Genomic DNA, 24,131 nt, shown 5'->3' with positions numbered 1-24,131 from the left:
GGGTAGGGAGGCGCCTATGAAGACGCTCGACCGCCGGCTCGCCTCCACGTGGCGGCGCTCGGCTGCCGCCGCGGTCGCCGGCGCGCTGCCCGTGCTCGCCTTTCCGGGTCCGGCCCTGTGGTGGTGGGCCTGGGTCGCCCTGGTGCCCTGGCTGCTGCTGGTCCGTACCGCGCCGACCTGGAAGCGGGCGGCGTACGACGGATGGTGCGGCGGGTTCGGGTTCATGCTGGCCATGCATCACTGGCTGCTGCCCAACCTGCATGTGTTCACGTTCGTCATCGCCGCGCTGCTCGGCGCGCTGTGGGCGCCGTGGGGCTGGCTGGTACGCTGGCTGCTGGGCGGGGCGCCCTCGGTCCGCAGGGTCGCAGCGTCGCTCGTGGTACTGCCGTCGGGCTGGCTGGCGGTGGAGCTGGTCCGTTCCTGGGAGGGGCTCGGCGGCCCCTGGGGCGTCCTCGGCGCGAGTCAGTGGCAGGTGGCGCCGGCGCTGCGGCTCGCCTCGGTGGGCGGGGTGTGGCTGCTGAGCTTCCTGGTGGTGGCCGTCAACGTCGCCGTCGCCGTGCTCGTCGCCGTCCGCCGGGCCCGGGTGCCCGCACTGGCCGGGCTGGTCGCCACCGCCGCCGCCACCTCCGCGGCCTGGGTCTGGTCACCGCGCCCCGATACCGACGAGCGGGCCGCGATCGCCGTCGTGCAGCCCGGCATCGTCGCCGGCCGGGACAGTGCCGACCGGCGCTTCGACCGCGAGGAGGAGCTGACCCGCCGGCTCGCCGACCGGGACCTCGACCTGGTCGTCTGGGGTGAGAGCAGCGTCGGCTTCGACCTGGACGACCGGCCCGACCTGGCACGCCGGCTCACGACGCTGTCGCGGGAGACCGGCGCGGACATCCTGGTCAACGTGGACGCGCGGCGCTCCGACAAGCCCGGCATCTACAAGAGTTCGGTGCTCGTCGGCCCAGACGGCCCGACCGGTGAGCGGTACGACAAGATGCGGCTCGTCCCGTTCGGCGAGTACGTGCCGGCCCGCTCACTGCTCGGCTGGGCCACCTCCGTCGGCGAGGCGGCGGGCGAGGACCGCAGGCGGGGCTCCGAGCAGGTGGTGATGGACGCCGGGGACGGGCTGCGGATCGGCCCGATGGTGTGCTTCGAGAGCGCGTTCCCCGACATGAGCCGCCGGCTCGCCGCCGACGGCGCCGAGGTGTTGCTCGCCCAGTCGTCGACGTCCACCTTCCAGCACACCTGGGCGCCCGCGCAGCACGCCTCGCTCGCCGCACTGCGCGCCGCCGAGACCGGCCGCCCGATGGTGCACGCGACCCTGACCGGCGTCTCCGCCGTCTACGACGCGAACGGCGCCCGCACCGGGGGGTGGCTCGGCACCGACGCGAGCGCGTCGCGGATCTACGAGGTGCCGCTCACGCACGGCAGCACGCCGTACGTCCGCTACGGCGACTGGACGCCGCACGCGGCGCTGCTGATCCTCGCGTCCTGGGCCGCCACCGAGGGTGTACGGGCGGTGCGGCTCAGGCGGAGCGCTCCGCCACCGCCCGCACCACCCGCTCGCACAGCTCATGGGTCTGGAGCGCGTCCCGGGCGCTGAGCACCTTGCCGGCGCGCACGGCGTCGAGGAAGGCGAGCGCCGCCTGCTCGATGCCGCGCTGGCGGGCCACCGGGACCCAGTCACCGCGCCGCCGCACGGTCGGCTGGCCCTTGTGGTCGATCACCTCGGCGAGGTTGACCACCTGGCGCTTGGTGTCCTGGCCGGAGACCTCGAGGATCTCCTCCGCCGAGCCGCTGAGCCGGTTCATGACGCCGAGCGCGGTGAAGCCGTCCCCGGCGAGCTGGAGCACGACGTGGTGGAGCAGCCCGTCCTGGACACGGGCCCGGACCGTCACGTCGTCGACCTGTCCCGGCGCCAGGAAGCGCAGCGTGTCGACGACGTGGATGAAGTCGTCGAGGATCATCGTGCGCGGTTCCTCGGGCAGGCCTGTGCGGTTCTTCTGCATGAGGATCAGCTCGCGCGGGTGCTCGGCGCACTGCGCGTACCCGGGAGCGTGGCGCCGGTTGAAGCCGACGGCCAGACTGGTGCCGCGTTCCTCGGCGAGGGCCACCAGGCGCTCGGAGTCGGCGAGTTCGTAGGCGAGCGGCTTGTCGACGTAGGTCGGGACGCCGGCTTCGAGCAGCCGGGTCACGATCTCGGGGTGGACGGCCGTCGGCGCGTGCACGAAGGCGGCGTCGAGGCCTTCGGCCAGGAGCGGGGCGAGGTCGGCGTGGCGCTGCCCGTCCGCAAGGCGCAGTCCGTCGGCGACGCGGGTGAGCGTCGCGGGGGTGCGGGTCTGCAGATGCAGTTCGACCCCGGGCAACGTGGCGAGCACCGGCAGGTAGGCCTTCTGCGCGATGTCGCCGAGTCCGATGACGCCGACCTTCACGGGGTGTGCTCCTCTAACGCTCGCCGACCTGGGTCTGCTGGGAGCATACGGCTTCCCCCACCCTCGGCTTCGCTCGAGCGGGAAGGGCCCCCGTCGGGGGCCGCCAGTCCGCGATGCCGTCGAAGCCGCGCAGGAAGAGGGCCGGTCCGGCCTTGGACAGCGCGGCGATCGCGGTGTCGCGTACGGCGATACCGGCGCGGTTGGTCATCAGGTTGAGCCGGGCGACCCTGACCGCCTGGCGGACGACGCCCGTCGTGCGGGGCAGGCGCGCGGCGGTGTAGGCGGCGAGGTCGTCACAGTGGTGAGCGAGCACGATCGCGTCCTCGACGGCCTGGTTGCCGCCCTGCCCAAGGGTCGGGGGCATGGCGTGCGCGGCATCCCCCAGCAGGGCGACCCGGCCTTGGTGGTACGCGGGCAGCGGCTCGGCGATGTGGTGCACGTCGTGGCGCAGGACGTCCTCGGGGCGGGCCGCGGCGAGGACGGCGGGGATCGGGTCGTGCCAGTCGCCGTACCGGTGCAGCAGCTCCGCCTTCTCGTCGGCCGCGTGTCCGCCCGCCGGGGTGATTGCGGCGGCGTAGGCGTAGACCCGGCCGTCCTTGAGCGGGTGCGTGCCCCAGATGCGGCCCCGGCCCCATGTCTCGTGGGAGGCGAACTCGGCGCCGGGCACCGGGATCACCACGCGCCAGGTGGTGAAGCCGGAGTAGACGGGGCCCGGGTGGTGCGGGAACAGTGTGTCGCGTACGGAGGAGCGGATGCCGTCGGCTCCGACGACCAGGTCCGCCTCCAGCTCGCCGTCGGGGGTGCGCACCCTGGCCGGCCGGTCGCTGCCGCCGGGGTCGGCGAGCATCGCGTCGGCGGCGGTGCGGACGGTGTCGGGCGGCAGTCGCGCGGCCAGCCGGTCGATGAGGGTGGCCCGGTGCAGCAGCACGAGCGGGCCCCCGAACCGGGCCGCCGCGGCCTCGGCGCCGGAGCGGGAGATCCAGCGCCCGCCCGGGGTGCGCAGGCCTGCGTCGCCCTGCCAGGCGGCCAGGTCGCGGATCTCGTCGCCCAGGGCGATGACGTCCAGGGCGCGCAGGGCGTTGGGCGACAGGGAAATGGCCGCACCGATCGGCTGGAGCGAGGTGGCGCGTTCCAGGACGGTGACCCGCAGGCCGCGGCGGTGCAGGGCCACCGCCGCGGTCAGACCCCCGATACCGCCGCCGATCACTACGGCCTGCCGTGTCCGTGTCATGGCTGCTCCTTTCACTCGCCGTCCGCTCACTACAGCTGTAGTGACGCCTTCGATCGTGACTGTACTACAGCCGTAGTGAAGCGGGTAGGTTGATCTCCATGTCCGAAAGCACCCCACGCACCGCGCCTCCCGCCGGCGCTTCCCGCGCCGACCTCGTCGCCGACGCCGCTCTGGCCCTGCTCGCCGGGCGCGGGATGCGCGGGCTCACGCACCGCGCGGTCGACGAGGCGGCCGGACTCCCCCAGGGCTCCACGTCCAACCTCGCGCGGACCCGGCAGGCCCTCCTGGAACTGGCGGTGCGGCGCCTGGCCGACCGGGAGGCGCGGGTGCTGGGGCTGGACGAGATGCCGGACCCGCGCCAGGGCCTGGACTCGCTGGTGGACTCGCTGGCACTGGCGACGCACCGCGCCCTGACCCGCAACCGCGAGCTGACGCTGGCCCGGTACGAACTGGCTCTGGAGGCCACGCGCCGCCCAGAGCTACGAGCCCACTTCGACGCGGCGGGCGCCCGCTTCCGTGAACAACTCGGCGCCCTCGTCACGGCGATGGGCTCGGCCGACCCGGCACGCCACGTGCTGTCGCTGGTCGCCTGGGCGGACGGGCTGATGTTCAACTGCGTGGCCGGGACCTTCCACGCTCAGGTGCCCGGCCTCCACGAAGTGCGGGCCGGCCTGCGCGAGGTGCTGGACGGCATGCTGGGCGGCTGAAATCTCCTGGTGGGCGGGGTCTTCATCAGCAAGGATGCCGACATGACAACCGAACGCCGCGAACCAGCCGCCGACGCCGACGAACGCACCATGCTGGAGGGCTGGCTGGAGTACCACCGGCAGACCCTCGCGTGGAAGTGCGAGGGCCTGACCGACGCCCAGCTCAGGACCGCCGCCGTGGCCCCGTCCACGTTGACCCTGATGGGGCTGGTGCGGCACATGGCGGAGGTGGAGCGGAGCTGGTACCGCAGGGTGCTGGCGGACGAGGACGCGGACCCGATCCACTACAGCGACGAGAACCCGGACGGCGAGTTCCTGCTGACCGAGGCGGACACCTGGCGGGAGGCCCACGCCACCTGGCAGGCCGAGATCGAGGCCGCCCGGCGCAACGCGGCCGGCGTCCCCCTCGACGCACCGACCCGCGGCCTGCACCGGCGCACCGGCGAGCGCTACACCCTGCGCTGGATCCACACCCACATGATCGAGGAGTACGCCCGCCACAACGGGCACGCCGACCTGATCCGCGAGAGCCTCGACGGCGCCACGGGCGACTGACGTCACTCCCGGCGGCCCCGGGGCCTCCGTACGGGGCCGGAGATCACCCGTGCGGGGCAACCTCCGCTTGTCCGGCACCGTCGACGGAGCCCGACCCAGCAGAGTGGCGCGGGTGCATCGAACGACGACCACCGCAACGCTCCTGGTGACCGTGGCGGTCTCGGCCCTGACCGGCTGTACGAAGGTCCAGGGCCCGGCCGCGGCCGACCCGTCGGCGGCGGGCGCCCGCTCCTCGGCACCGCGCCCGGACGGTCCGTCCGAGCCTCAGGGCGTGCAGGCCCCGGCCCGTGAGGCGCTGGAGATGACCGGCCCCTCCCGGGCCCCGGACCACGCGTCCGGCGAGCCGCGCCGTACGGCGCCACCGGAAGCGGCCCCACCGCACCGGAAACCCTCCGCCACCCGCGCCCGTCCGGAACAACGGTCCCGGACCGCACCTCCCGGGACACCGGAGCGGGAGCCAGGCCGGGAGCGATCTCGCGTCGAGGTCCCCGACGTGTCCCGGCCGGCCGGCCGGGACACCGGCGAGAACGCCGACGTGTGCTCGCTCGGCAAGCAGTACGGCGGCTGGCGGCCGGGCAGCCCCGAGTCGGTCATCTGCGAGCAGGCGTACGGCCACTGAGCGCGCACGCCCGGCCGCGGGCCGGGACTACGGCCGCTGCCTCGGCGGCCCCCACCACCCGTCGGGCCGCTCCGGTGGCCCGTCCGTGGTGGGGCCGGTGCCGCCGAGCCGCAGCTCCAGCCGGCCGATGGCCGCGCGTACGCCCTCGCCGTAGCGGTCGGGGGCCAGGGACTCGGCCGCGCCGCGGGCGCGCCGCAGGTGTACGCGGGCGGCCTCGCGGTGGCCCAGCCGGTCGTAGTCGGCGGCCAGGTTCAGCTGCAGCGAGGGGTAGAGGGCGCGGGCGGCGAGTGCGCCCTCGGGCCGATCGGCGGTCCGGTCCCCGAACCGGTCCTCCGTGAGTTCCTCGGCCGCCGCCAACGCCCGCAGGTCCCAGGCCAGCTCGTCCCCCGGGTCGTCCTGGGTGTCGGCCAGATAGTGGGCCAGGGTGCAGCGGTGCAGCGGGTCGCCGCGCTCGCCGATCTCCGCCCACAGGCCGAGGAGACGGTGGCGGGCCTCCTCGCGGTCGCCCGCGTGGTGCAGCATGACGACCTGCCCGATCCGCGTCAGCACGGCGTCCGGCGCCGCCTGCTCCTGTCCATTGGCCACCGCGTCCTCCGTGCCCGTCCGTCGGCTGTCCCCGACGACGCTAACCGCAGCTACCGGCAATCCCGGTCAGGCGGCCCGTGACGCGCGCGGGCCGGTCAGTGGCCGACCGGCCGGTCCGCCGGCTCAGCCCAGGCTCGGGATGGTCCAGTCGATCGGCTCGTGGCCCTGCTTCGCGACCGCCTCGTTGATCTGCGTGAACGGACGGGAGCCGAAGAACTTCTTCGCCGACAGCGGCGAGGGGTGCGCTCCCTTGACCACGACGTGCCGCATCTCGTCGATCAGCGGCAGCTTCTTCTGCGCGTAGTTGCCCCACAGCACGAACACGGCCGGGTCGGGCCGGTTCGCCACCGCGCGGATCACCGCGTCGGTGAACAGCTCCCAGCCGCGGGCCTTGTGCGAGTTCGCCTCGCCGGCCCGGACCGTGAGCACCGCGTTGAGCAGCAGGACGCCCTGCTCCGCCCACGGCATCAGACAGCCGTTGTCCGGGATCGGGGTGTCCAGCTCCGCGTGCATCTCCTTGTAGATGTTCCGCAGGGACGGCGGCACCTTGACGCCCGGCCGGACCGAGAAGCACAGCCCGTGGCCCTGCCCCTGGCCGTGGTACGGGTCCTGCCCGAGGACCAGCACCTTCACCCGGTCGTACGGCGTGGCCTCCAGCGCGGCGAAGACCTCCTCGCGCGGGGGGTAGACGGGGCCGTTCGCCCGCTCCTCCTCGACGAACTCCGTCAGCTCCTTGAAGTAGGGCTTCTGCAGTTCGTCGCCCAGCACCTCGCGCCAGGACTCGGGCAGCATGGCGGTGTCGGTCACGTCAACTTCCTTACGCTGTGCGGTCGCTTCCGGTGCTGAAGAACCTACCGGCGACCACTGACAACGGGCGCGCCCGCCCGCGCGTACCGGCGCCTACCAGCTGGTCTTCCGGTACAGCTGCCACATCATCATGATCGCCGAGGGGTCCATGGCCCGCTCCGCGCCCGAGATGTCCGTACTGGCGGCCACGTACTGCTTGCCCTGCCACAGCGGCAGCAGCCGGGCGTCGTTCACCAGGATCTGCTGCGCCCGCTCGAACTCCTTCTCCACGTTGGCACGGTCGCTCTCCCGGCGTGAGCGCGGCAGCAGCTCGCCGGTGATCTCGGGAGCGAGATAGGGCGTGCCGAGGGCGTTCTGCTTGCCGACGAAGGGCGCGATGAAGTTCTCCGCGTCCGGGAAGTCGGGGGACCAGCCGCGCCCGAACACCGGGTACTCGCCCTTCTGGTAGCCCTCGACGTACGTCTTCCACGGACGGCTCTCGAGAGTGACCGTGAACAGGCCGGAGGCCTCGAGCTGGCGCTTGATCTCCTTGAACTCCTGCGCCGTCTCGGAGCCGTAGCGGTCGCTGGTGTACCAGAGGGTGAGCGGGACGGGCTCGGTGATGCCCGCGTCGGTGAGGATGTCGCGGGCCTTGGGGACGCTGGGGTCGCCGTAGTCGTCGAAGAAGCCCGTGGTGTGGCCGGTCAGGCCCTTGGGGACCATCGAGTACAGCGGGTCGACGGTGTCCTGGTAGATCTTGTGGGCGATCGCGGCCCGGTCGACCACCTGGGCGACGGCCTGGCGCACTTCCTTCTTGCCCGCCCACGGGTCCTCGGGGTTGAAGACGAGGTAGCGGATCTCCGTCCCGCTGCCCTCGACCAGCTGGATGTCCTCGTCCTTGCTGGTCCTGCCCTGCAGCGTGATGACGTCGTCGGCCGCCAGACCGCGGTAGGTGACCTGGATCTCCCCGTCGCGCAGCGCCTTCACCATGCCGGCGGAGTCCTTGAAGTAGCGGACGGTGACCGCGTCGTTGTGGCGGTCGGCGAAGCCCTTGTAGCGGTCGTTGCGGACGAGTTCGGCCCGCTCGCCGTCCTCGTACGACTCGAGCTTGTACGGGCCGGAGCCGACGACCTTGCCGTCCTCGCGCAGGGCGTCGGCCGGGTAGCCGCCGGGTTCGACGACCGACATGGCGGGCGTGGCGAGCACGAACGGGAAGGTGGCGTCGGGCTTGTTGAGGTGGAAGACCACCTCGCGCTCGCTCGGCGCCTGGACCCGGTCGAGGCTGCCCAGCAGACCGGCGGGACCGCCGTTGACGTTGATCTCCTTGATCCGGTCGATCGAGTGCTTGACGGCCTGGGAGTCCAGCGCGTCCCCGTTGGAGAAGGTCAGATCCTCGCGCAGCTCGCAGCGGTACACCTGGTTCGTGGAATCGGTGAACGCGCACTGCTCGGCGGCGTCGGGCTCGGGCGCGGACGCGCCGTTGGGGTAGCTGAGCAGCGTCTGGTAGATGTTGCGGAACAGCTCCCACGAACCGTCCCACGAAGCGGCCGGATCCAGCGTGCTGGGCGCGCTGGTCGTCCCCACCACGATCGGCCCCTCGTCCCCCGAACCGTCGGACGACAGGATGCCGCAGCCGGTGACCAGCGACGATATGGACACGATGGCCGCCACCCGCCGCAGGCCTCGGTTCCGGTTGAACACGCGCACGCTCCTCGATCTGCCGTACCAAGGGTCGGCAGACCATACCGCAGCGCCACGCCACCTGAACCCCCTCCTGAGCAGGGGTTTTGATCATTTGGCGATGACTACGTTGTCATCGTCCCCGTGGTCTCGGAACGCGGACACGGGCGCCGTTCTCGTCAACGGCGCCCGTGTCCGGGATCGGTCTTGTGGGTCGGCGACAGCCGATATCAGGCCACGCCGGCGTTCAGGAAGATGCCGCCGTCGACGACGAGCGTCTGACCGGTGACCCAGGCGGACTGCTCCGAGGTGAGGAACGCGGTGGCGCCGCCGATGTCGGAGGGCACGCCGAGCCGGCCCAGCGGGTAGGCCGCGGCCGCCTCCTCCTCGCGGCCCTCGTACAGGGCGGCGGCGAACTTGGTCTTCACGACGGCCGGGGCGATCGCGTTGACCCGCACCCCCGGCGCGAACTCGTGCGCCAGCTGCGCGGTGAGGTTGATCAGCGCGGCCTTGCTGACGCCGTACGCGGCGATGAAGGGCGAGGGCGACAGGCCCGCGACGGAGGCGATGTTGACGATCGCCCCGCCGTTGTCCTTCTGCCAGGCGTGCCAGGTGCGCTGGGCGAAGCCGAGCGCCGAGACCACGTTGGTCTCGAAGACCTTGCGCGCGACGTTCAGGTCGAGGTCGGCGATCGGCCCGAACACCGGGTTGGTACCGGCGTTGTTCACCAGGAAGTCGACGCGGCCGAAGGCCTCCATCGCGCGCTCGACCGCGACGGCCTGGTGGGCCTCGTCGTGCGCCTTGCCGGCGACGCCGATGACCCGGTCGGAGCCGAGCTTGTCGACGGCCTCCTTCAGGGCGTCCTCGTTGCGACCGGTGATGCAGACGCGGTCACCGCGCGCGACGAGCGCCTCGGCGACGCCGTAGCCGATGCCGCGGCTGGCGCCCGTGACGAGCGCGACCTTGCCGGAGAGTCCGGGAAGTTCAGTCATGTCAGTGGTCCCTAGTCCCAGTGTTCCCTAGTCCCCGTGTCACCTAGTCCAGCGGTCCGCCGGCCACGTACAGCACCTGGCCGGAGACGAAGCCGGCCGCCTCGCCGGTGAAGAAGGCGATGGCGTTGGCGATGTCGTCGGGCTCGCCGACGCGGGCGACCGGGATCTGGGTGGCGGCGGCGGCCTTGAAGTCGTCGAAGCCCATGCCCACGCGGTCGGCGGTGGCCTTGGTCATCTCGGTGGCGATGAAGCCCGGCGCGACGGAGTTGGCGGTGACGCCGAACTTGCCCAGTTCCTTGGCGAGGGTCTTGGTGAAGCCCTGCAGGCCGGCCTTGGCGGCGGAGTAGTTGACCTGGCCGCGGTTGCCGAGCGCGGAGGACGAGGACAGGTTGACGATGCGGCCGAAGCCGGCGTCCACCATGTGCTTCTGGCAGGCCTTCGACATCAGGAAGGCGCCGCGCAGGTGCACGTTCATGACGGTGTCCCAGTCGGAGGCGCTCATCTTGAACAGCAGGTTGTCGCGCAGCACGCCCGCGTTGTTGACGAGGATCGTCGGCGCGCCCAGTTCCTCGGCGATCCGGGCGATCGCCGCCTCGACCTGCGCCTCGTCGGAGACGTCACAGCCGACCGCGATCGCCTTGCCGCCGGCCGCGCCGATCTTCTCGACGGTGTCCTTGCAGGCCGCCTCGTCGAGGTCGATGACGGCGACGGCGCGGCCCTCAGCGGCCAGTCGTACGGCGGTGGCGGCACCGATGCCGCGCGCGGCTCCGGTGACTACGGCGACCCGCTGCTCAGTGGTGGACATTGCTGCTTCTCCTCGTCCTGGGGATGCGGCCCATGCGGAGCGTTGCGGGGCGCCCGGTGGTGAGCGACCGCTTAGTACCTTCCGCAGACGTGACGCTAGAAGCCCTGGCACCCGGTGTCAACGGGACACCGGGCCGGTGTGATCCATTACCTGGGCTCCCGGGTGCGCCGTCACGCCCGGCCCACCCGATCGGCCCATCGCTGCGGGCCCCCGCGCCACCGGCGCCCTAGCGTCGTAGCGCGAGCCATTCGTGGCCGGAAAAGGAGGCGTCCATGCGCCGTCGTACCGGTGCCGCAGGCATAGCCGTCGCGATCGCCGCGATCGTGCCGCTGGCCCACCCCGCACACCCCCAGGACCCGGACTCCTGGAATCTCACCCGCCAGAAGGCGTCCCAGCCCGTCATCGACAGCGGACCGGTCGACCCGGACCCGTTCGCCCCCGGCTCCCTCGCTCCGGGCGCACTCGCCGAAGACCCGTCCGACGGGAGCGGAGCCGACGGCGACGGAACCGACGAGAACGGAGCCGACGAAGGACGGCTCGACGAGGGCGCCCTCGACGCGTACCGGCCCGACGAGGGCGGATTCGGCGAAGGCGGGTTCGACGAGGGCGGATTCGGCGAAGGCGGAGTCGGCGAAGGCGGATTCGACGAGGGCGGAGTCGGCGAAGGCGGATTCGACGAGGGCGGATTCGGCGAAGGCGGATTCGACGAGGGCGGATTCGGCGAAGGCGGATTCGACTCGGCCCGACCCGACCAGGGCGGAAGCGGCCAGAACGTCGGCCAGGGCGGCATCGACCAGGGCCGACCCGACGAGAACCGACTCGACCTGGGCGGCATCGACGCCGCCCGGCAGACCGACTGGAGCGCGGCCCGCGGGGCACCGCCGAAGCGGGACTCCGTCCCGACCATCTCCGCGACCTCCGTGCCGCGTGCCACCCCGACCGCACCGGCCCCGGTCACCAGCACGCCGGTTCCCTCCGCCTCCCCCACCGTCGCGCCGACGCGCGGCACGCAGGGCGGGCTGGGCGGCACCTCGGGCATCGGGCCGAGCGGCTGGGACATCGGGATCGGACTGAGCTGCGTGACGAGCGCCGCGCTGGCCACGGCCTACGTGCTCAGGCGCCGCCGACGCGTCTGAGGCGAGGAACGCGGGGCGCGGCTACCGCACCAGCAGGTCGAGCAGCCGCTCCGCCTCGGCCGCCGGGTCGGCCGTGAGGCCGGTGTGGACGGGGCCGGGCCGGACGATGGTGGAGCGGGGGGCGATGAGCCACCGGAAGCGGCGGCCGGGATCGTCACCGGCCGCCTGGCCCGCCGCGTCCCCGCCGGTGCACACGCCCTCGACGGCACGCAGGGCGGCACACACGCCCGGCAGATCGACGTCCGGGTCGAGGGCCAGCAACCGGCGCTCGTCGAGGTGGATGCGGGCACCCACGTAGGACTCGGCCCGGCAGTACACGAGCACCCCGGCGTTGACGCACTCCCCGCGCTCGACGCGGGGTACGACGCGCAGCAGCGCGTACTCGAAGACGTGGCGGTCGCTCACCGGTCCCCCTGGATGCGGTCGTGGATCGTGGCGGCCCGTCCGAGCAGGGGGCGGGCGTAGGCGCGCCGGAGATCGTCGGGCGCGGCGAAGCCGGGTTCGTCCAGCAGCCACACGTCCGGAATCTCGGCGGTGACCTCGGCGAGGAGTTCCTCGGTGACCAGGGGAGCGAGCGCGGCGGCGGCCGAGCGGACATCGGGATCGAAGCGCGCGAGGGCGTGGTCGCGGGCGTCGTAGGGGCGGGCGGCGGAGGTCTCGGCGCCGGGCCAGTTGTGGTGCCAGATCATGGTCGCGCCGTGGTCGATGAGCCACACCTCGCCCCGCCACCTCAGCAGGTTGGGGTTGCGCCAGGACCGGTCGACGTTGTTGACCAGCGCGTCGAACCACACGATCCGCCCGGCCTCCTCCGCGCTCACCTCGAAGGCGAGCGGGTCGAACCCGAGCGCGCCAGAGAGGAAGTCCATGCCGAGGTTGGTGCCGCCGCTCGACTTGAGCAGTTCCTGCACCTGCTGGTCGGGCTCGCCGAGCCCCAGCACCGGATCGAGATCGACCGTCACGAGACGCGGCACCCGCAAGCCCAGCCGGCGGGCGAGTTCACCGCAGACCACCTCGGCGACGAGTGTCTTGCGTCCCTGCCCCGCGCCGGTGAACTTCAGGACGTACGTGCCGAGGTCGTCGGCCTCGACGAGTCCCGGCAGCGAGCCGCCCTCACGCAGGGGCGTGATGTAGCGGGTGGCGGTGACATTCCTCAGCATCTCCCCCGCCTCCCGGCAGCACATCGGTGGCCGCCCGCCCCTTGCTTCCGGCTTCTGGCATGAAGTGTGCATAGTAACCGAGTGTGACCACCTCCGCGGCCCGTGGTGGACGGCGACGGCCTCGTCTGCGCCTGACGCCGGACGTTTTGGCGGAAGTCGACGGGCCGGTGGAGCGGCCTGGTATCGGCGAACGTACGTGCGATGCTGGAGGTGCGGCCGTCCTTTCCGGCTCCTCCGTGACCAGGACGGCTGTTGACGCTGGGAGATTTCCCCTCCGGCTTTGGGCTCCGTGGCCCTTCTGGCGCCGCTCCCTTCGACCGCCGCCGACGGCAGGCCGCATGGTCTGCGCAAGGGGACTCCTCCATGGCCAACGACGACCTGCGTGTGACCGACTTCCTCCTGGAGACCGACTCCCTGGAAGGATTTTTGGACACTCTGGCCGACCACACGCTGACCCGTGCGTCCGCGGCGAACGGCTGCGGCATCACCATCAGCCGCGAGGGCCGCTTCCTGACGGTGGCGAGCGCGGGACGTACCGCGCTCGACCTGGACGAGAGGCAGTACGGCCTGGACGACGGGCCCTGCCTGCAAGCACTGCGCACCGGGGAAGAGGTCATGGTGGCCGACATGCTGGGCGACCAGCGCTGGGACTCCTATCCCGCCCACGCCGTCGCGTGCGGGACCCGCTCGTCGATGTCGCTGCCGATCGCCGCACACACCCACACCGCCGGCGCGCTCAATCTCTACTCACCCAAGCCGGACGGCTTCGCCGACGCCGACCTCGCCGGCCTGCGGCTGATCGCCGCTCAGGCCACCGGAGCCATCGCCCTGGCGCAGCGGATCGCCGACGCCCAGGAATTCGCGCGCGACCTGGAGACCGCGATGCGCTCGCGCAGCGTCATCGACCAGGCCATCGGCGCCATCATGGCCCAGCAGCGCTGCGACGCCGAGCAGGCATTCGGCATCCTGCGCAACGCCTCGCAGAACCGCAACATCAAACTCCGCGACCTGTGCCGCGACCTTGTCACCAGCATCGGCGGCCGGCCGCCCGAGGACGGCGGGATGCGGCCCAGGCCCTGACCGGCTCGCGCCCGTGGAAGGGAGTGATGCTCGGACGCCCAGCAGAACCTGCCGATGGTGGACAGTCCGCTGGACGCCGGACAGACCACGGACCGCGACCGGGCCACGCTCCCGATCGACGACACCGGCGCGGGGCGGGCCCATCAGCATCTCAAGCCCGTCCCCGACTCCGTCATGGCAGCCGACGGGGACGGGGTGGGGCGCCGCTGGTGCCGTCCTGAACAGCACCGAACACGAAGAGGTCCCGCACCCGGTCGGCGGCCGCCGTCAGTCGCCGGACCGGCTGCTGTCGTCCGTGGCGCCGGGTCGGTCGCCGCGGTGGCGACTGCCGGGCAGCATCTCCTGCACCTTTGACTTGAAACCCTGCTTGATCATGGAGCCGCGGTCGCTGTCGCCCTTCAGGATCGCGGTGGCCGCGGCCTCGATCTGATCCAGTTCGGCGTGCGGCGGGACCGGCGGCACGGCCGGGTCGGTGCGGAAGTCGATGACGAACGGACGGTCCGCGGCCAACGCCTGTTCCCAGGCCGCCTCGACGTGCTTGGGCTTCTCCACCCGGACGCCGTCCAGGCCGATACTGCGGGCGATGTCGGCGTAGGGCAGGTCGGGGATGTGCTGCGACTCCTCGAACTGCGGGGCACCGGACATGGCCCGCATCTCCCAGGTGACCTGGTTGAGGTCGCCGTTGTTCAGCACCGCGACGATGAGCCGCGGGTCGGACCACTCACGGTGGTATTTCGCCGCGGTGACCATCTCCATCATGCCGTTCATCTGCATGGCGCCGTCGCCGACCAGGGCGATCGCCGGGCGGTCGGGGTGAGCGAACTTGGCGCCGATCGCGTAGGGCACGCCGGGACCCATCGTCGCCAGCGTGCCGGACAGGGAGCCGCGCATCCGACCGCGGAAGCGCAAGTGGCGGGCGTACCAGTTGGCGGCGGAGCCGGAGTCGGCGGTGACGATGGCGTCGTCGGGCAGCCTGCCGTCCAGGGCGTGGACCACGTACTCCGGATTGACGGGGTCGGCGTCCACGGCCGCCCGGCGCTGCATGACCTCCCACCAGCGGGAGGCGTTCTTCTCGACCTTCTCCCGCCAGGCTCGGTCCTCCTTTCGGTGCAGGCGCGGCAGCAGCCGCCGCAGCGTCTCGCGCGCGTCACCGACGAGGTTCACCTCGAAGGGGTAGCGCAGGCCGATCATGTGCGGGTCGATGTCGATCTGCACCGCCCTGGCCTGGTCCAACTCCGGCAGGAACTGCGTGTACGGGAAGCTTGAGCCGATCATCAGCAGGGTGTCGCAGTCCTGCATCAGCTCGTAGGAAGGGCGGGTGCCCAGCAGGCCGATCGCGCCGGTCACGTACGGCAGGTCGTCCGGCAGCACGTCCTTGCCGAGGAGGGCCTTGGCCACGCCGGCGCCGAGCACCTCCGCCAGCCGCTCCACCTCTTCACGGGCTCCGCGGGCGCCCTGTCCGACCAGGACGGCGACCTTCTCGCCGGCGTTCAGCACGTCCGCGGCCCGCTGGAGATCCTCGTCGGACGGCACCGGCGCGGAACGGCCCAGCCCCAGGCTGGACGGCACCATCTTGAACGCGTGGCCCGGCGGCGAGTAGTCCAGCTCCTGCACATCGGCCGGCAGGATGATCGCGGTGACGGTCCGCCTGGCGTAGGCGGTGCGCATGGCACGGTCGATCAGGTTCGGCAGCTGCTCCGGCACGGTCGCCGTCTCGCAGAAATCCGAGGCGACGTCCTTGTAGAGGCTCGCCAGATCGACTTCCTGCTGATAAGAACCGCCCATGGCGCTGCGGTTGGTCTGCCCGACCAGCGCCACGACCGGTACATGGTCGAGTTTGGCGTCGTACAGGCCGTTCAGCAGGTGGATCGCACCCGGTCCGGAGGTGGCCGCGCACACCCCGACCTTGCCGGAGAACTTGGCGTATCCGACAGCCTGGAAGGCTGCCATCTCCTCATGGCGCGCCTGCACGAACTTCGGGTTGTTGTCCGCCCGTCCCCAGGCGGCCAGCAGTCCGTTGATGCCGTCACCGGCATAGGAGAAGACGTGGTCGACGTCCCAGTCACGCAACCGCTGGAGAATGTAGTCCGACACCTTCGTGCTCGCCATGGGCGACGCTCCGTTCCTGTTTCGGTAGGTCCCGCTCGACGGCGGACGTCAGTCCCATGGGTAACCCTGGGCATCGCAGGGAAACGCCGAGGGCGAGTGAACAGCCTGTTGGCCGTCCCCGGCGCCTCGCCGCGCACGGAAGGAGCCTGTTCAGCGCCGCCGTCGCGGCTCGTCACTCCCGCCCGGCGGTGAACGGGCCGGCGCACTCCTCGTCGTTGTCACCGGTGATGAGTAGTACCTCGTCGCCCACCCGCAACTGCGTGGCCCCGCTCACAGGAATGATGCCGCCCTCGCGGACGACCATGCTGATCCAGGTGTCCTCGCCGATGTCCAGCCCGTCGACCCTGCTTCCATCGGCCGCGGACCCTTCCTCGACCACATGGCGCGCGACGCCCTCGGGGCGGTCCTTCAGCCGCACGCCCAGCGCCCACGGTTCCAGCTCCACCGAGCGCATCGGCACCTTGCACAACCGGGCCACCGTCGGCACCAGCGAGCCCTGCACGATGACGGAGAAGACGACCACGACGAACACCACGTCGTACAGGCGGCCGGCGTCCGGAACCCCGGAGCTGACGAGATAGCTGCCGAGCAGCACCGGAACGGCGCCTTTGAGCCCGGTGAAGGCGAGGAACACCCGTTCGCCGATGCTCAGGCGCATCCGCCACAGCAGCACCGCCATCACGACCGGCCGCACCACGAAGGCCAGCAGCACCGCCAGGAGCAGACCGTCCGTCCACGCCCCTTCCCTGGTGAACGTCCACAGCGGCACGGTCAGTCCCAGCACGGCGAAGGCGACGATCTCCCCCAGGCTGCCGAGCGCCGTGTGGAAGCGTTCGATCTCCTTCTTGTAGGGGGCGCGGACGTCGCCGAGCAGAACACCGGCCACGAAGACGGCCAGGAAACCGGAACCGTGCGCCACCGTCGTCAGCCCGTAGACCGCGAACGCTCCGGCCAGCGTGCGCAGCGGGTACAGTCCTTCGGCCGGCAACGGCACCTTGCGCATCAGGAACTTCAGCCCCCAACCGCCCGCCGCTCCCAGCACCGCGCCGATGGCCATCTCCTGGACGAAGAGCAGCGCGGTGTGGCCCGCGGTGCCGAACGCCGATCCGGCGGAGGTGCCCAGCAGGCCGGCCATCAGGGCGATGCCCACCGGGTCGTTCGCACCGGACTCGCCGGGCAACAGGACACCGGTCCGGCCGGTGATCTTCCGACGGCCGAGGACGGAGAAGACGACGGCCGGGTCGGTGGGCGCGAGCGCGGTGCCCAGCAGCAGGGCGATGCGCCAGTCCAGTCCGAGCAGGAGGTGGGCCGCGAGGGCGAGCAGACCTGCGGTGGCGAAGGTGCCCAGCACACCGATCGAGAGGATGGCACGGGCTTCCGGCTTGAAGCGGCGCCAGCCGATGTCCATGCCGCCCTGGAAGAGCAGCACCACGAGGGCGATGGTGACGACGTCCTGCACCGTCGCCATCGACAGCTTCCTCAGTTGTGGGAAGACGTCCACCGCCACGGCGGTGCCGACGAGGAAGAACGCCGGGGCCGGGACGCGGGCACGTTCGCTCACCCAATTGGATCCCAGCGCGGCCATGCCGGCCAGTGCCACGATCAGCACGGCCAGTCCGAACGACCAGACTCCCTCCATGTTTCCGGCTCCCTCCCCTTCGGCGACCCCGTCCGAGCACGCTGGGACAACGAGGACAGGTCGCGCGGTCTGTGCGAGTCAGCGGTTACGGGCGGAGCGTCGCACCGCCGCGAGCGCGGCCGGCGCCGCCACCGCCGCGCCGACGGCGCCCAGCGGCAGCAGGGGCGGTCACGACCGGTCGCCTCGGCTGCCCTGGTCCGCCGTCCTCGGCCCCTGCGTGCCGGCGGTGGTGGCGGCTCCGGTGCCGGCCGCTTCGCCCAGGCCGGGGGCGACCGAGCCGTCGCCCGCCACGCCGAGGGTCACCTTGGTCCAGCCCGCCTCCCGCCGGTCGAAGGTGCGGTAGGCGTCGATCGCGTCCTCGGTTCCGACCCAGCGGGTGATCAGCGGGGTGGGGTCGAGCCGGCCGGCTGCGACCATGGACACCAGCTCGGGCACGTATCGGCGGTGGTTGCAGTTGCCCATCTTCAGGGTGAGGTTCTTCATGAACGCCTCGCCGAACGGATAGTGCCGCACCTGTGGCGGATAGACACCGACGGTGCCGACCGTGCCGGCTTTCGCCGACATCCGCACCGCCCAGCGGGCGGCCAGCGTCGGGGCGTCGCCGGGCACCCACGTATTTCCGTCCGGGTGCCGTTCCGGAGCCGCCTCCTGGCGTTCGTGCGCGAACTCCTCGCCCTGGTCACGCAGCGCTTCGGCCGCCGGGCCGTGGGACGGCCGCTGAGCGTCCACGCCCACGGCCTCGATCACGCGGTCCACACCGATGCCGCCGGTCAGCTCCAGAACAGCCTCGACCGGATCCTCGGCGTTGAAGTCGACCGTTTCGGCATGCTGGTCGCGCGCCAGGTCCAGCCGGTCCGCCAGGCCGTCGACGACGATGATGCGCCCGGCTCCCTGGAGACGGGCGCAGGCGATGGCCGCCTGCCCGACCGGTCCGGCACCCACGATCGCCACGGTGTCGCCGTCTCCGACCTCCGCCAGCCGTGCTCCGAACCACGACGTGGGGTAGATGTCGGAGAGCAGGACGGCCTGTGCGTCGTCGACGGTGTCCGGCAGCGGAACCAGCCCGACGTGCGCGAACGGGATACGGGCGTACTCGGCCTGCAGTCCGTCCAGTCCCCCGGCGGCCTCCGGGCCGCCGAAGAACACCGTGCCCGCCCTCCGGCCACCCGGGTTGGCGTTGTCACACTGCGCGTAGTAGCCCGCACGGCAGTAGCTGCACGTTCCGCACGCCACGGTGGACGGCACCACCACACGGTCACCGGGACGAAGGTTGCGCACCCCGGATCCGACTGCCTCCACGACGCCGACGGCCTCGTGGCCGAGGATGCGGCCCTCCCGCATGCCGGGCATGGTGCCGCGGACGAAGTGGAGGTCGGTACCGCAGATGGCCGACGTCGTGATCCGCACGATCGCGTCGTACGGATCCTTGATCTCCGGTTCCGGCACGTCGTCCAGACGTATGTCCCCCAGCCCGTGCCACACGACAGCCTTCATGTGTCTCCTCCGTCCCTGGTTCCCACACCGCCCGCAGCGTCGGGTCCGGTGCGTGACGTCCGGCCGTCCAGCGGCGTCTCCCGGCCGCGTGCATCGGCCGGCTCGAGCGCAGGTGGCCCTCCAACTCGTGCTTCATCAGGTCTGCGCCGGTTCGTACGTCCAGCGCAGCAGGGCGCCCAGGCCACCCACGGGGATGTCGGAACCGTCGGGCCCCCCGGAGCCGTCTTCGTCCGGAGAGGGAACGATCAGCACGTCGGCCGCGGTGGCGGCGGCCGACCGCAGAAGTGCGTCGTCGGCTCGCACGGAGGCCGGATCGCCCTCTCCGAGGGTCTGCACATCGGTCCGGCGCACCGCCACCTGATCAGGCCCGGCGCCCACCCACGTCTCACGCGCCAGGTCCGGCCCGCCGGGACGGACCAGGAGCGTGTCCATACGGTGCTCCCGGGCAGCCTCGATCACGGCGGGGACGCCCTCGACCGCGTCCGTCTGCCTGTCGGTGCCCACCCTCCCGGCGCGGAAGCGGTCGAGCGCCGCCTCGACGCGCCGACGGGTGTACTGCTGCCGCGCCTGCTCGATGGCCTCCTCCAGCACGGGAGAGGAGGAGCCGGCGGCACGCCCACCGCGCTCGGTGTCCACCGTCACCGCACGGACGGCCTCGGGAAGCCGGTCACGCACGGCAGGCCGTTCACGGGGGTCACCCACCAGCACGACCAGGTCGGCGCCGGTCTCCTCGTACGCGGCGCCCAGCGCTTCGGCGATCTCGCCCGCGTTGTGCTCCCAGGTGTTCTCGACCTTGAGCTGAAAGCGCCGCTCGGACCAGTCCACCGACGCCGTACGGTGGACCGGCCACTGCCGCCCCTCCGTTCGGCCCGCGTCCTGCGGGCCCGCCGCGCCGCGCAGCTCGAAGTCGGCGCCGGTCCGGTCGATGTACGCCACGAGGCAGTCCGGGTCCTGACTGGACAGCTCCAGCAGCGGCGTCAACCTGGGCAGCGGAGCCCAGCAGGCGATCTGCCGCTGCGGCGGCCGGGAGAGACGGTGGCTGTGCACCACGTTCCCGCCGGCGGCGAAGACCACGCGGCCGGCCGGGTCCTCCGCGGGCCCGATGTCCGTCAGCGCCTCCCGCACGGCTCGGACGGTCGCCGCGTCGGCACCCGCTTCCTCCAGCGTCCGGCACGCCTCCCGTACGGACAGTTCGCGTCGCTTGGCCCCCGACTCGTCGTTCTGAGCCGGGTCGAAGTACACGGTGGCCCATGGCCCGCCATGATCGAACAGTGGTGCCAGAAATGACAGCTGCACACTTCCTCCTCATTGGCACGGTTCGCGGGCCGAGTGCCCGGGTGACAGCGAGAGACACTCGGGGAAGCTCCGCGGACGCCGGCGAGCTGGTGAGTGCCGGGATCGGACGCCGCCCGTCGCGGCACCGGGGCCCGCGGCAGCGGCGGCGGCGCTGCCGGGCCGAAGTCCTTGGACGCCGCTTCTCCTCGTGGGCCGTCCCGGCCGGGAGGCGTTTCACGATGACGCTCCGTTCCTGCGTCACGCTCCTCGGCGAGCCGGCCCGGGACTGTCCCCGCCCCTCCCGGACTAGGCCCGGTTCCCCGAACGGTGAAGCGGCAGTACGGACGCTCCGCATCACGGCTCCAGAGAGGGTGACGCGTACTGAGCGGGGGCCGGTGCCGGGCACGCCGGCACCCGGGGGTGGCCGGGGGCGGCCGGGGGCGGCCGGGGGCGGCCGGGGGCGGCCGGGGGCGGCCGGGGGCGGCCGGGGGCGGCCGGGGGCGGCCGGGGGCGGCCGGGGGCGGTCGGGGGCGCCGAGTACCCGTCCCTCCCGGCCCCAATGGAGCGTCGCGGAGACCTGGGGATGCAGCGACGTCGCCGGCAACCGTAGTGTCGTGGCCAACGGCCCCATGGCCGGCCGGTCACTGCACCGGGTGCTCGGTGACCACCCCGAAGCGCTCATGGGCGCCGGCTGCGGCGAAGTCGAGATCACCGGGCCGGCCGACGTGCTGATCGGCTACCTGCCCGACCTCGACCCCCGCGACGTGCGTGGCCCGCTGCTCGCCGCGGGGTACCCGATGCCGCTGCTGCGGCGTTTCATCGCGCTGTCAGCCGTGTCGTGACGCGGGGGCTCAGCGCGCGGGGCAGGTTCCCCTCCCTCACTTGCTGCCCTCGGGCAGCTCTTGGCAGGGATCATTAATTCATATTTAATCGTGGCGTTCCTCATTGCCCGGAGCGTGCAGGACCGTGCCCCCTACACGTACCCACACCCAGCGCAGGAGCGCCCCCTTGAAGATCACCCGCATCGAGACCTTCGCCGTTCCGCCCCGATGGCTGCTGTGCCGAGTCGAGACCGACGAGGGCATCGTCGGCTGGGGCGAGCCGGTCGTCGAGGGAAGGGCGGCCACCGTACGCACCGCGGTGCACGAACTGGCCGAACTGCTGGTCGGCCAGGACCCCTCGCGCATCGAGGACCACTGGCAGGTCATGACGAAGGGCTCCTTCTACCGGGGCGGTCCGGTGCTCTCCAGCGCCGTGGCGGGACTCGACCAGGCCCTGTGGGACATCGCGGGCAAGAGGTTCGGCGTCCCCGTCCACGTGCTGCTCGGTGGCCCGGTGCGCGACCGTGTGCGCGCCTACAGCTGGGTGGGCGGCGACGAGCCCGCCGAGGTGGCGGACGCCATCACGGCCCAGGTGGAGGCCGGTTTCACGGCGGTCAAGATGAACGCATGCGGCAGGATGAACCGCCTGGCGACGACGCGCGACATCGACGACCTGGTGGGGCGGGCGGCCGCGGCACGGGAAGTGCTCGGCGCCGACAGGGACTTCGCCGTCGACTTCCACGGGCGTTTCACGGTGGCCAACGCGCGGAAGGTGCTGCCGCACCTGGCGCCCTTCAACCCCCTGTTCGCGGAGGAGGTGGTACTGCCGGAGTACACCCCCCTGCTGGCGGACCTGGTGGCCGGTTCCCCGGTGCCCCTCGCCACCGGCGAGCGTCTGTACTCCCGCACCGACGCCCTGCCCGCCCTCCAGGCCGGAGTCGCCGTCCTCCAGCCCGACCTCTCCCACGCGGGCGGCATCTCCGAGGTGCGCCGCATCGCCGCACTCGCGGAGACCTTCGACGTCCCCGTCGCACCGCACTGCCCGCTCGGCCCGGTCTCCCTCGCGTCGAGCCTGCAGATCGCCTTCAGCACTCCCAACTTCCTCATCCAGGAGCAGAGCATCGGCATCCACTACAACCAGGGTGCCGAAGTCCTGGACTACGTCGTCGATGCCGAGGTGTTCCGCTTCCACGACGGATGCTTCCTGCGGCCCACCGCACCCGGCCTGGGCATCGAGGTCGACGAGAAGGCCGTACGGGCGGCCGACAACAGCACCCCCGACTGGCGGGGGCCCGTCTGGCGGCACCCGGACGGCTCGTTCGCCGAGTGGTGACGGCACCCGCTCACCGCACCCGCACCCGACCGCCTTCTCACGCCGGAGCCCTCCCGTGGACCTGACCGACTTCACCGCCCGCCTGAGCCGTGACCGGCTCGCCGCCGTCGTGCGTGGACGCTCGGCGGACGCCGCCCTGCGCACCGTACTCACACTCGTCGAGGAGGGCATCGGCCTCGTCGAGGTCTCCCTCAACACCGACGACGCCTGTGGCGTGATCGCCCGCGCCGCCCGCGCGGTGGGCGAGGACGCCTTCGTCGGCGCCGGCACGGTCGTCACCCGGGACGACCTGCTCCGCGCCCAGGACGCCGGCGCCACCTGGGTGGTCACCCCCACCGGCGGTGACGCGGTCGCCGCCGCCGCGCAGCGCGGGATGCCCGTACTGGCGGGCGCGCTCACCCCCACCGAGGCCGCCGCCGCCATGGCCGCGGGCGCCACCGCGGTCAAGCTCTTCCCCGCGTCCCTGGGCGGCCCCGCCTACCTCCGGGCCCTCAGGGACCCCTTCCCCGACATGCCGCTGGTACCGGTCGGCGGGGTGGACGCGGACCTCGCGCCGGAGTACTTCGCGGCCGGCGCCCTCGCGGTCGGAGTCGGGTCACCGCTCGTCGGCGACGCCGCCCACGGCGGAGAGCTGGACGGACTCCGCGTCCGGGCCCGCCGGTTCCGCGCGGTGTGCCGAGGAGAGGAACCGGGCGCATGACCGTCCCGACGGACACCGCGACGCCGCGGCGGCAGTACCCGCCGGCCGATGTGCTGACCTTCGGTGAGACGATGCTGTCCCTGCAGACCGAAGGCCCACTGACCACCGGGGCCCCGGCCCGCACCGCGGTGGCCGGCGCCGAGTCGAACGTCGCCATCGGACTGGCCCGCCTCGGTCACCGCGTCTCCTGGGCCGGCCGCCTGGGCGCGGACGAGCCGGCCCGCCTGATCCTGCGGACCCTGCGGGGAGAGGGCGTCGACGTGCGGCACGCGACCAGCGACCCCGGGGCGCCCACGGGTGCCCTGATGCGTGAACGTCTCGTCGCCGACGTCACGCGCGTGCACTACTGGCGAGCCGGGTCGGCCGCCTCTCGTCAGCGGCCCGAGCACCTCGCCGCCGCGCTGGCCGCCGGGGCCCGCGTCCTGCACGTCACCGGCATCACCTGCGCCCTCGGCCCCGGCCCGCTCGCCGCGGTGACCGGGGCGGTGGAGCACGCGCGCGAACACGGCTGGACGGTGGTGCTGGACGTCAACCACCGGGCCCGGCTGTGGGGCGAGCTGGAGGCAGCGCCCGTCCTGCGCGGGCTTCGCGGCAGCGTCGACGTCCTGATCGCCTCGGACGACGAACTCCCCCTGATCGCCGGAGCCGACGGCACGGACGAAGCGGTGCGGGTGGCGGAGCTGCTGGCCGCCGGAGCACGCGAAGTGGTCGTCAAACGAGGCGGCGAGGGCGCCACCCTGTACAGCGCCGACGGCCGGCGTCTCCACCAGCCCGCCCGCCGCGTCCCGGTCCTCGACACGGTCGGCGCCGGCGACGCGTTCTGCGCCGGGTACCTCTCGGGCCTCCTGGACGGCCTGGCACCGGCCGGCCGGCTGCGGCGCGCGGGCACCACCGGCGCCTTCGCGGTAGCCTCGCGCGGCGACTGGGAGGGCCTCCCGCACCGCGACGAACTGTCCCTCCTGGACGCCTCACCCGGCAGCGCCATCCGCTGAGCCCACCGGCACCTT

General features: G+C 72.5%; 23 protein-coding genes. 10 read left to right on the top strand and 13 right to left on the bottom strand.

Going from position 1 to position 24,131, the window contains the following annotated elements; all coding sequences use genetic code 11:
* Positions 1-16 precede the first annotated feature (16 nt).
* Positions 17-1,591, top strand: a complete 1,575-nt coding sequence (lnt, locus tag ACIQ1J_RS15665) for an apolipoprotein N-acyltransferase (protein ID WP_403557250.1) — start codon at positions 17-19, stop codon at positions 1,589-1,591.
* Here the strand turns inward: lnt and ACIQ1J_RS15660 are convergent.
* Together ACIQ1J_RS15660 and ACIQ1J_RS15655 are read right to left on the bottom strand one after the other, a co-directional pair.
* Positions 1,515-2,420, bottom strand: coding sequence for a Gfo/Idh/MocA family protein (locus ACIQ1J_RS15660; RefSeq protein WP_403557249.1), 906 nt, complete (start codon positions 2,418-2,420; stop codon positions 1,515-1,517). The genes lnt and ACIQ1J_RS15660 overlap by 77 nt on opposite strands.
* 13 nt (positions 2,421-2,433) lie before the next feature.
* Complete coding sequence (locus ACIQ1J_RS15655; protein WP_403557248.1) at positions 2,434-3,651, bottom strand: FAD-dependent monooxygenase; 1,218 nt, start codon at positions 3,649-3,651, stop codon at positions 2,434-2,436.
* 98 nt (positions 3,652-3,749) lie between these two features.
* On the opposite strand from ACIQ1J_RS15655, the gene ACIQ1J_RS15650 reads away from it, so the two are divergent.
* The 3 genes from ACIQ1J_RS15650 (at position 3,750) to ACIQ1J_RS15640 (ending at position 5,532) form a co-directional block, all read left to right on the top strand.
* On the top strand, positions 3,750-4,358 hold the full coding sequence (locus ACIQ1J_RS15650) for a TetR/AcrR family transcriptional regulator (RefSeq protein WP_210959803.1): 609 nt from the start codon (positions 3,750-3,752) through the stop codon (positions 4,356-4,358).
* A 42-nt stretch (positions 4,359-4,400) separates the two neighbouring features.
* Entirely contained in the window at positions 4,401-4,913 is a 513-nt protein-coding gene (locus tag ACIQ1J_RS15645; RefSeq protein ID WP_403557247.1) for a DinB family protein, read from the top strand.
* Between the two features lie 112 nt (positions 4,914-5,025).
* Positions 5,026-5,532 (top strand): hypothetical protein, encoded by a 507-nt coding sequence (locus ACIQ1J_RS15640; protein WP_403557246.1) that lies wholly within the window; start codon positions 5,026-5,028, stop codon positions 5,530-5,532.
* Between the two features lie 27 nt (positions 5,533-5,559).
* Here the strand turns inward: ACIQ1J_RS15640 and ACIQ1J_RS15635 are convergent, their stop codons facing one another.
* From ACIQ1J_RS15635 to fabG, 5 genes are all read right to left on the bottom strand, one after another.
* Positions 5,560-6,117 carry a hypothetical protein gene (locus tag ACIQ1J_RS15635; RefSeq protein ID WP_403557245.1) on the bottom strand — a complete coding sequence of 186 codons (558 nt, stop codon included), beginning with the start codon at positions 6,115-6,117 and terminating at the stop codon, positions 5,560-5,562.
* A 123-nt stretch (positions 6,118-6,240) separates the two neighbouring features.
* On the bottom strand, positions 6,241-6,924 hold the full coding sequence (ung, locus tag ACIQ1J_RS15630) for a uracil-DNA glycosylase (RefSeq protein WP_403557244.1): 684 nt from the start codon (positions 6,922-6,924) through the stop codon (positions 6,241-6,243).
* Positions 6,925-7,017: 93 nt separating this feature from the next.
* The gene (locus ACIQ1J_RS15625) at positions 7,018-8,604 is read right to left on the bottom strand and encodes an ABC transporter substrate-binding protein (protein WP_403557243.1); all 1,587 of its coding nucleotides are present in this window, start codon (positions 8,602-8,604) and stop codon (positions 7,018-7,020) included.
* A 209-nt stretch (positions 8,605-8,813) separates the two neighbouring features.
* Positions 8,814-9,575: an SDR family oxidoreductase gene (locus ACIQ1J_RS15620; RefSeq protein WP_210959812.1), complete on the bottom strand. Its 762-nt coding sequence runs from the start codon at positions 9,573-9,575 to the stop codon at positions 8,814-8,816.
* Between the two features lie 43 nt (positions 9,576-9,618).
* The gene (fabG, locus tag ACIQ1J_RS15615; RefSeq protein WP_121745780.1) at positions 9,619-10,380 is read right to left on the bottom strand and encodes a 3-oxoacyl-ACP reductase FabG; all 762 of its coding nucleotides are present in this window, start codon (positions 10,378-10,380) and stop codon (positions 9,619-9,621) included.
* 272 nt (positions 10,381-10,652) lie between these two features.
* Here fabG and ACIQ1J_RS15610 point away from each other — a divergent pair, with 272 nt between their 5' ends.
* A complete protein-coding gene (locus ACIQ1J_RS15610; RefSeq protein ID WP_403557242.1) occupies positions 10,653-11,516 on the top strand; it encodes a hypothetical protein in 864 nt (287 codons plus the stop codon).
* Between the two features lie 21 nt (positions 11,517-11,537).
* Here ACIQ1J_RS15610 and ACIQ1J_RS15605 read toward each other — a convergent pair whose 3' ends face one another.
* Both ACIQ1J_RS15605 and ACIQ1J_RS15600 read right to left on the bottom strand, forming a co-directional pair.
* A complete protein-coding gene (locus tag ACIQ1J_RS15605) occupies positions 11,538-11,921 on the bottom strand; it encodes a DUF3037 domain-containing protein (RefSeq protein ID WP_403557241.1) in 384 nt (127 codons plus the stop codon).
* Entirely contained in the window at positions 11,918-12,673 is a 756-nt protein-coding gene (locus ACIQ1J_RS15600; protein WP_403557240.1) for a HipA family kinase, read from the bottom strand. The genes ACIQ1J_RS15605 and ACIQ1J_RS15600 overlap by 4 nt, the downstream gene beginning before the upstream one ends.
* A gap of 363 nt (positions 12,674-13,036) precedes the next feature.
* On the opposite strand from ACIQ1J_RS15600, the gene ACIQ1J_RS15595 reads away from it, so the two are divergent.
* Entirely contained in the window at positions 13,037-13,753 is a 717-nt protein-coding gene (locus ACIQ1J_RS15595) for a GAF and ANTAR domain-containing protein (RefSeq protein WP_403557239.1), read from the top strand.
* Between the two features lie 267 nt (positions 13,754-14,020).
* Here the strand turns inward: ACIQ1J_RS15595 and ACIQ1J_RS15590 are convergent, their stop codons facing one another.
* The 4 genes from ACIQ1J_RS15590 to ACIQ1J_RS15575 all read right to left on the bottom strand — a co-directional run bounded on the left by ACIQ1J_RS15590 (position 14,021) and on the right by ACIQ1J_RS15575 (position 20,291).
* The gene (locus tag ACIQ1J_RS15590; RefSeq protein WP_403557238.1) at positions 14,021-15,862 is read right to left on the bottom strand and encodes a thiamine pyrophosphate-requiring protein; all 1,842 of its coding nucleotides are present in this window, start codon (positions 15,860-15,862) and stop codon (positions 14,021-14,023) included.
* Between the two features lie 172 nt (positions 15,863-16,034).
* A complete protein-coding gene (locus ACIQ1J_RS15585; protein WP_403557237.1) occupies positions 16,035-17,501 on the bottom strand; it encodes a cation:proton antiporter in 1,467 nt (488 codons plus the stop codon).
* Positions 17,502-17,669: 168 nt separating this feature from the next.
* Entirely contained in the window at positions 17,670-18,995 is a 1,326-nt protein-coding gene (locus ACIQ1J_RS15580; RefSeq protein ID WP_403557236.1) for a zinc-dependent alcohol dehydrogenase, read from the bottom strand.
* A 135-nt stretch (positions 18,996-19,130) separates the two neighbouring features.
* A complete protein-coding gene (locus ACIQ1J_RS15575) occupies positions 19,131-20,291 on the bottom strand; it encodes a Vms1/Ankzf1 family peptidyl-tRNA hydrolase (protein WP_403557235.1) in 1,161 nt (386 codons plus the stop codon).
* 593 nt (positions 20,292-20,884) lie between these two features.
* On the opposite strand from ACIQ1J_RS15575, the gene ACIQ1J_RS15570 reads away from it, so the two are divergent.
* The 4 genes from ACIQ1J_RS15570 to ACIQ1J_RS15555 all read left to right on the top strand — a co-directional run bounded on the left by ACIQ1J_RS15570 (position 20,885) and on the right by ACIQ1J_RS15555 (position 24,116).
* Positions 20,885-21,112, top strand: coding sequence for a hypothetical protein (locus ACIQ1J_RS15570; RefSeq protein WP_403557234.1), 228 nt, complete (start codon positions 20,885-20,887; stop codon positions 21,110-21,112).
* A gap of 124 nt (positions 21,113-21,236) precedes the next feature.
* Positions 21,237-22,424: a galactonate dehydratase gene (dgoD, locus tag ACIQ1J_RS15565; RefSeq protein WP_403557233.1), complete on the top strand. Its 1,188-nt coding sequence runs from the start codon at positions 21,237-21,239 to the stop codon at positions 22,422-22,424.
* 55 nt (positions 22,425-22,479) lie between these two features.
* Complete coding sequence (locus tag ACIQ1J_RS15560) at positions 22,480-23,124, top strand: bifunctional 4-hydroxy-2-oxoglutarate aldolase/2-dehydro-3-deoxy-phosphogluconate aldolase (RefSeq protein ID WP_403557232.1); 645 nt, start codon at positions 22,480-22,482, stop codon at positions 23,122-23,124.
* Positions 23,121-24,116, top strand: coding sequence for a sugar kinase (locus tag ACIQ1J_RS15555; RefSeq protein WP_403557231.1), 996 nt, complete (start codon positions 23,121-23,123; stop codon positions 24,114-24,116). Before ACIQ1J_RS15560 ends, ACIQ1J_RS15555 begins: the two co-directional genes overlap by 4 nt.
* The last annotated feature ends 15 nt before the right edge of the window (positions 24,117-24,131 follow it).

It is taken from the genome of Streptomyces sp. NPDC097107 (assembly GCF_044762405.1).
Taxonomy (GTDB): domain Bacteria; phylum Actinomycetota; class Actinomycetes; order Streptomycetales; family Streptomycetaceae; genus Streptomyces; species Streptomyces thinghirensis.
This window is presented reverse-complemented; position numbering and strand designations above follow the sequence as displayed.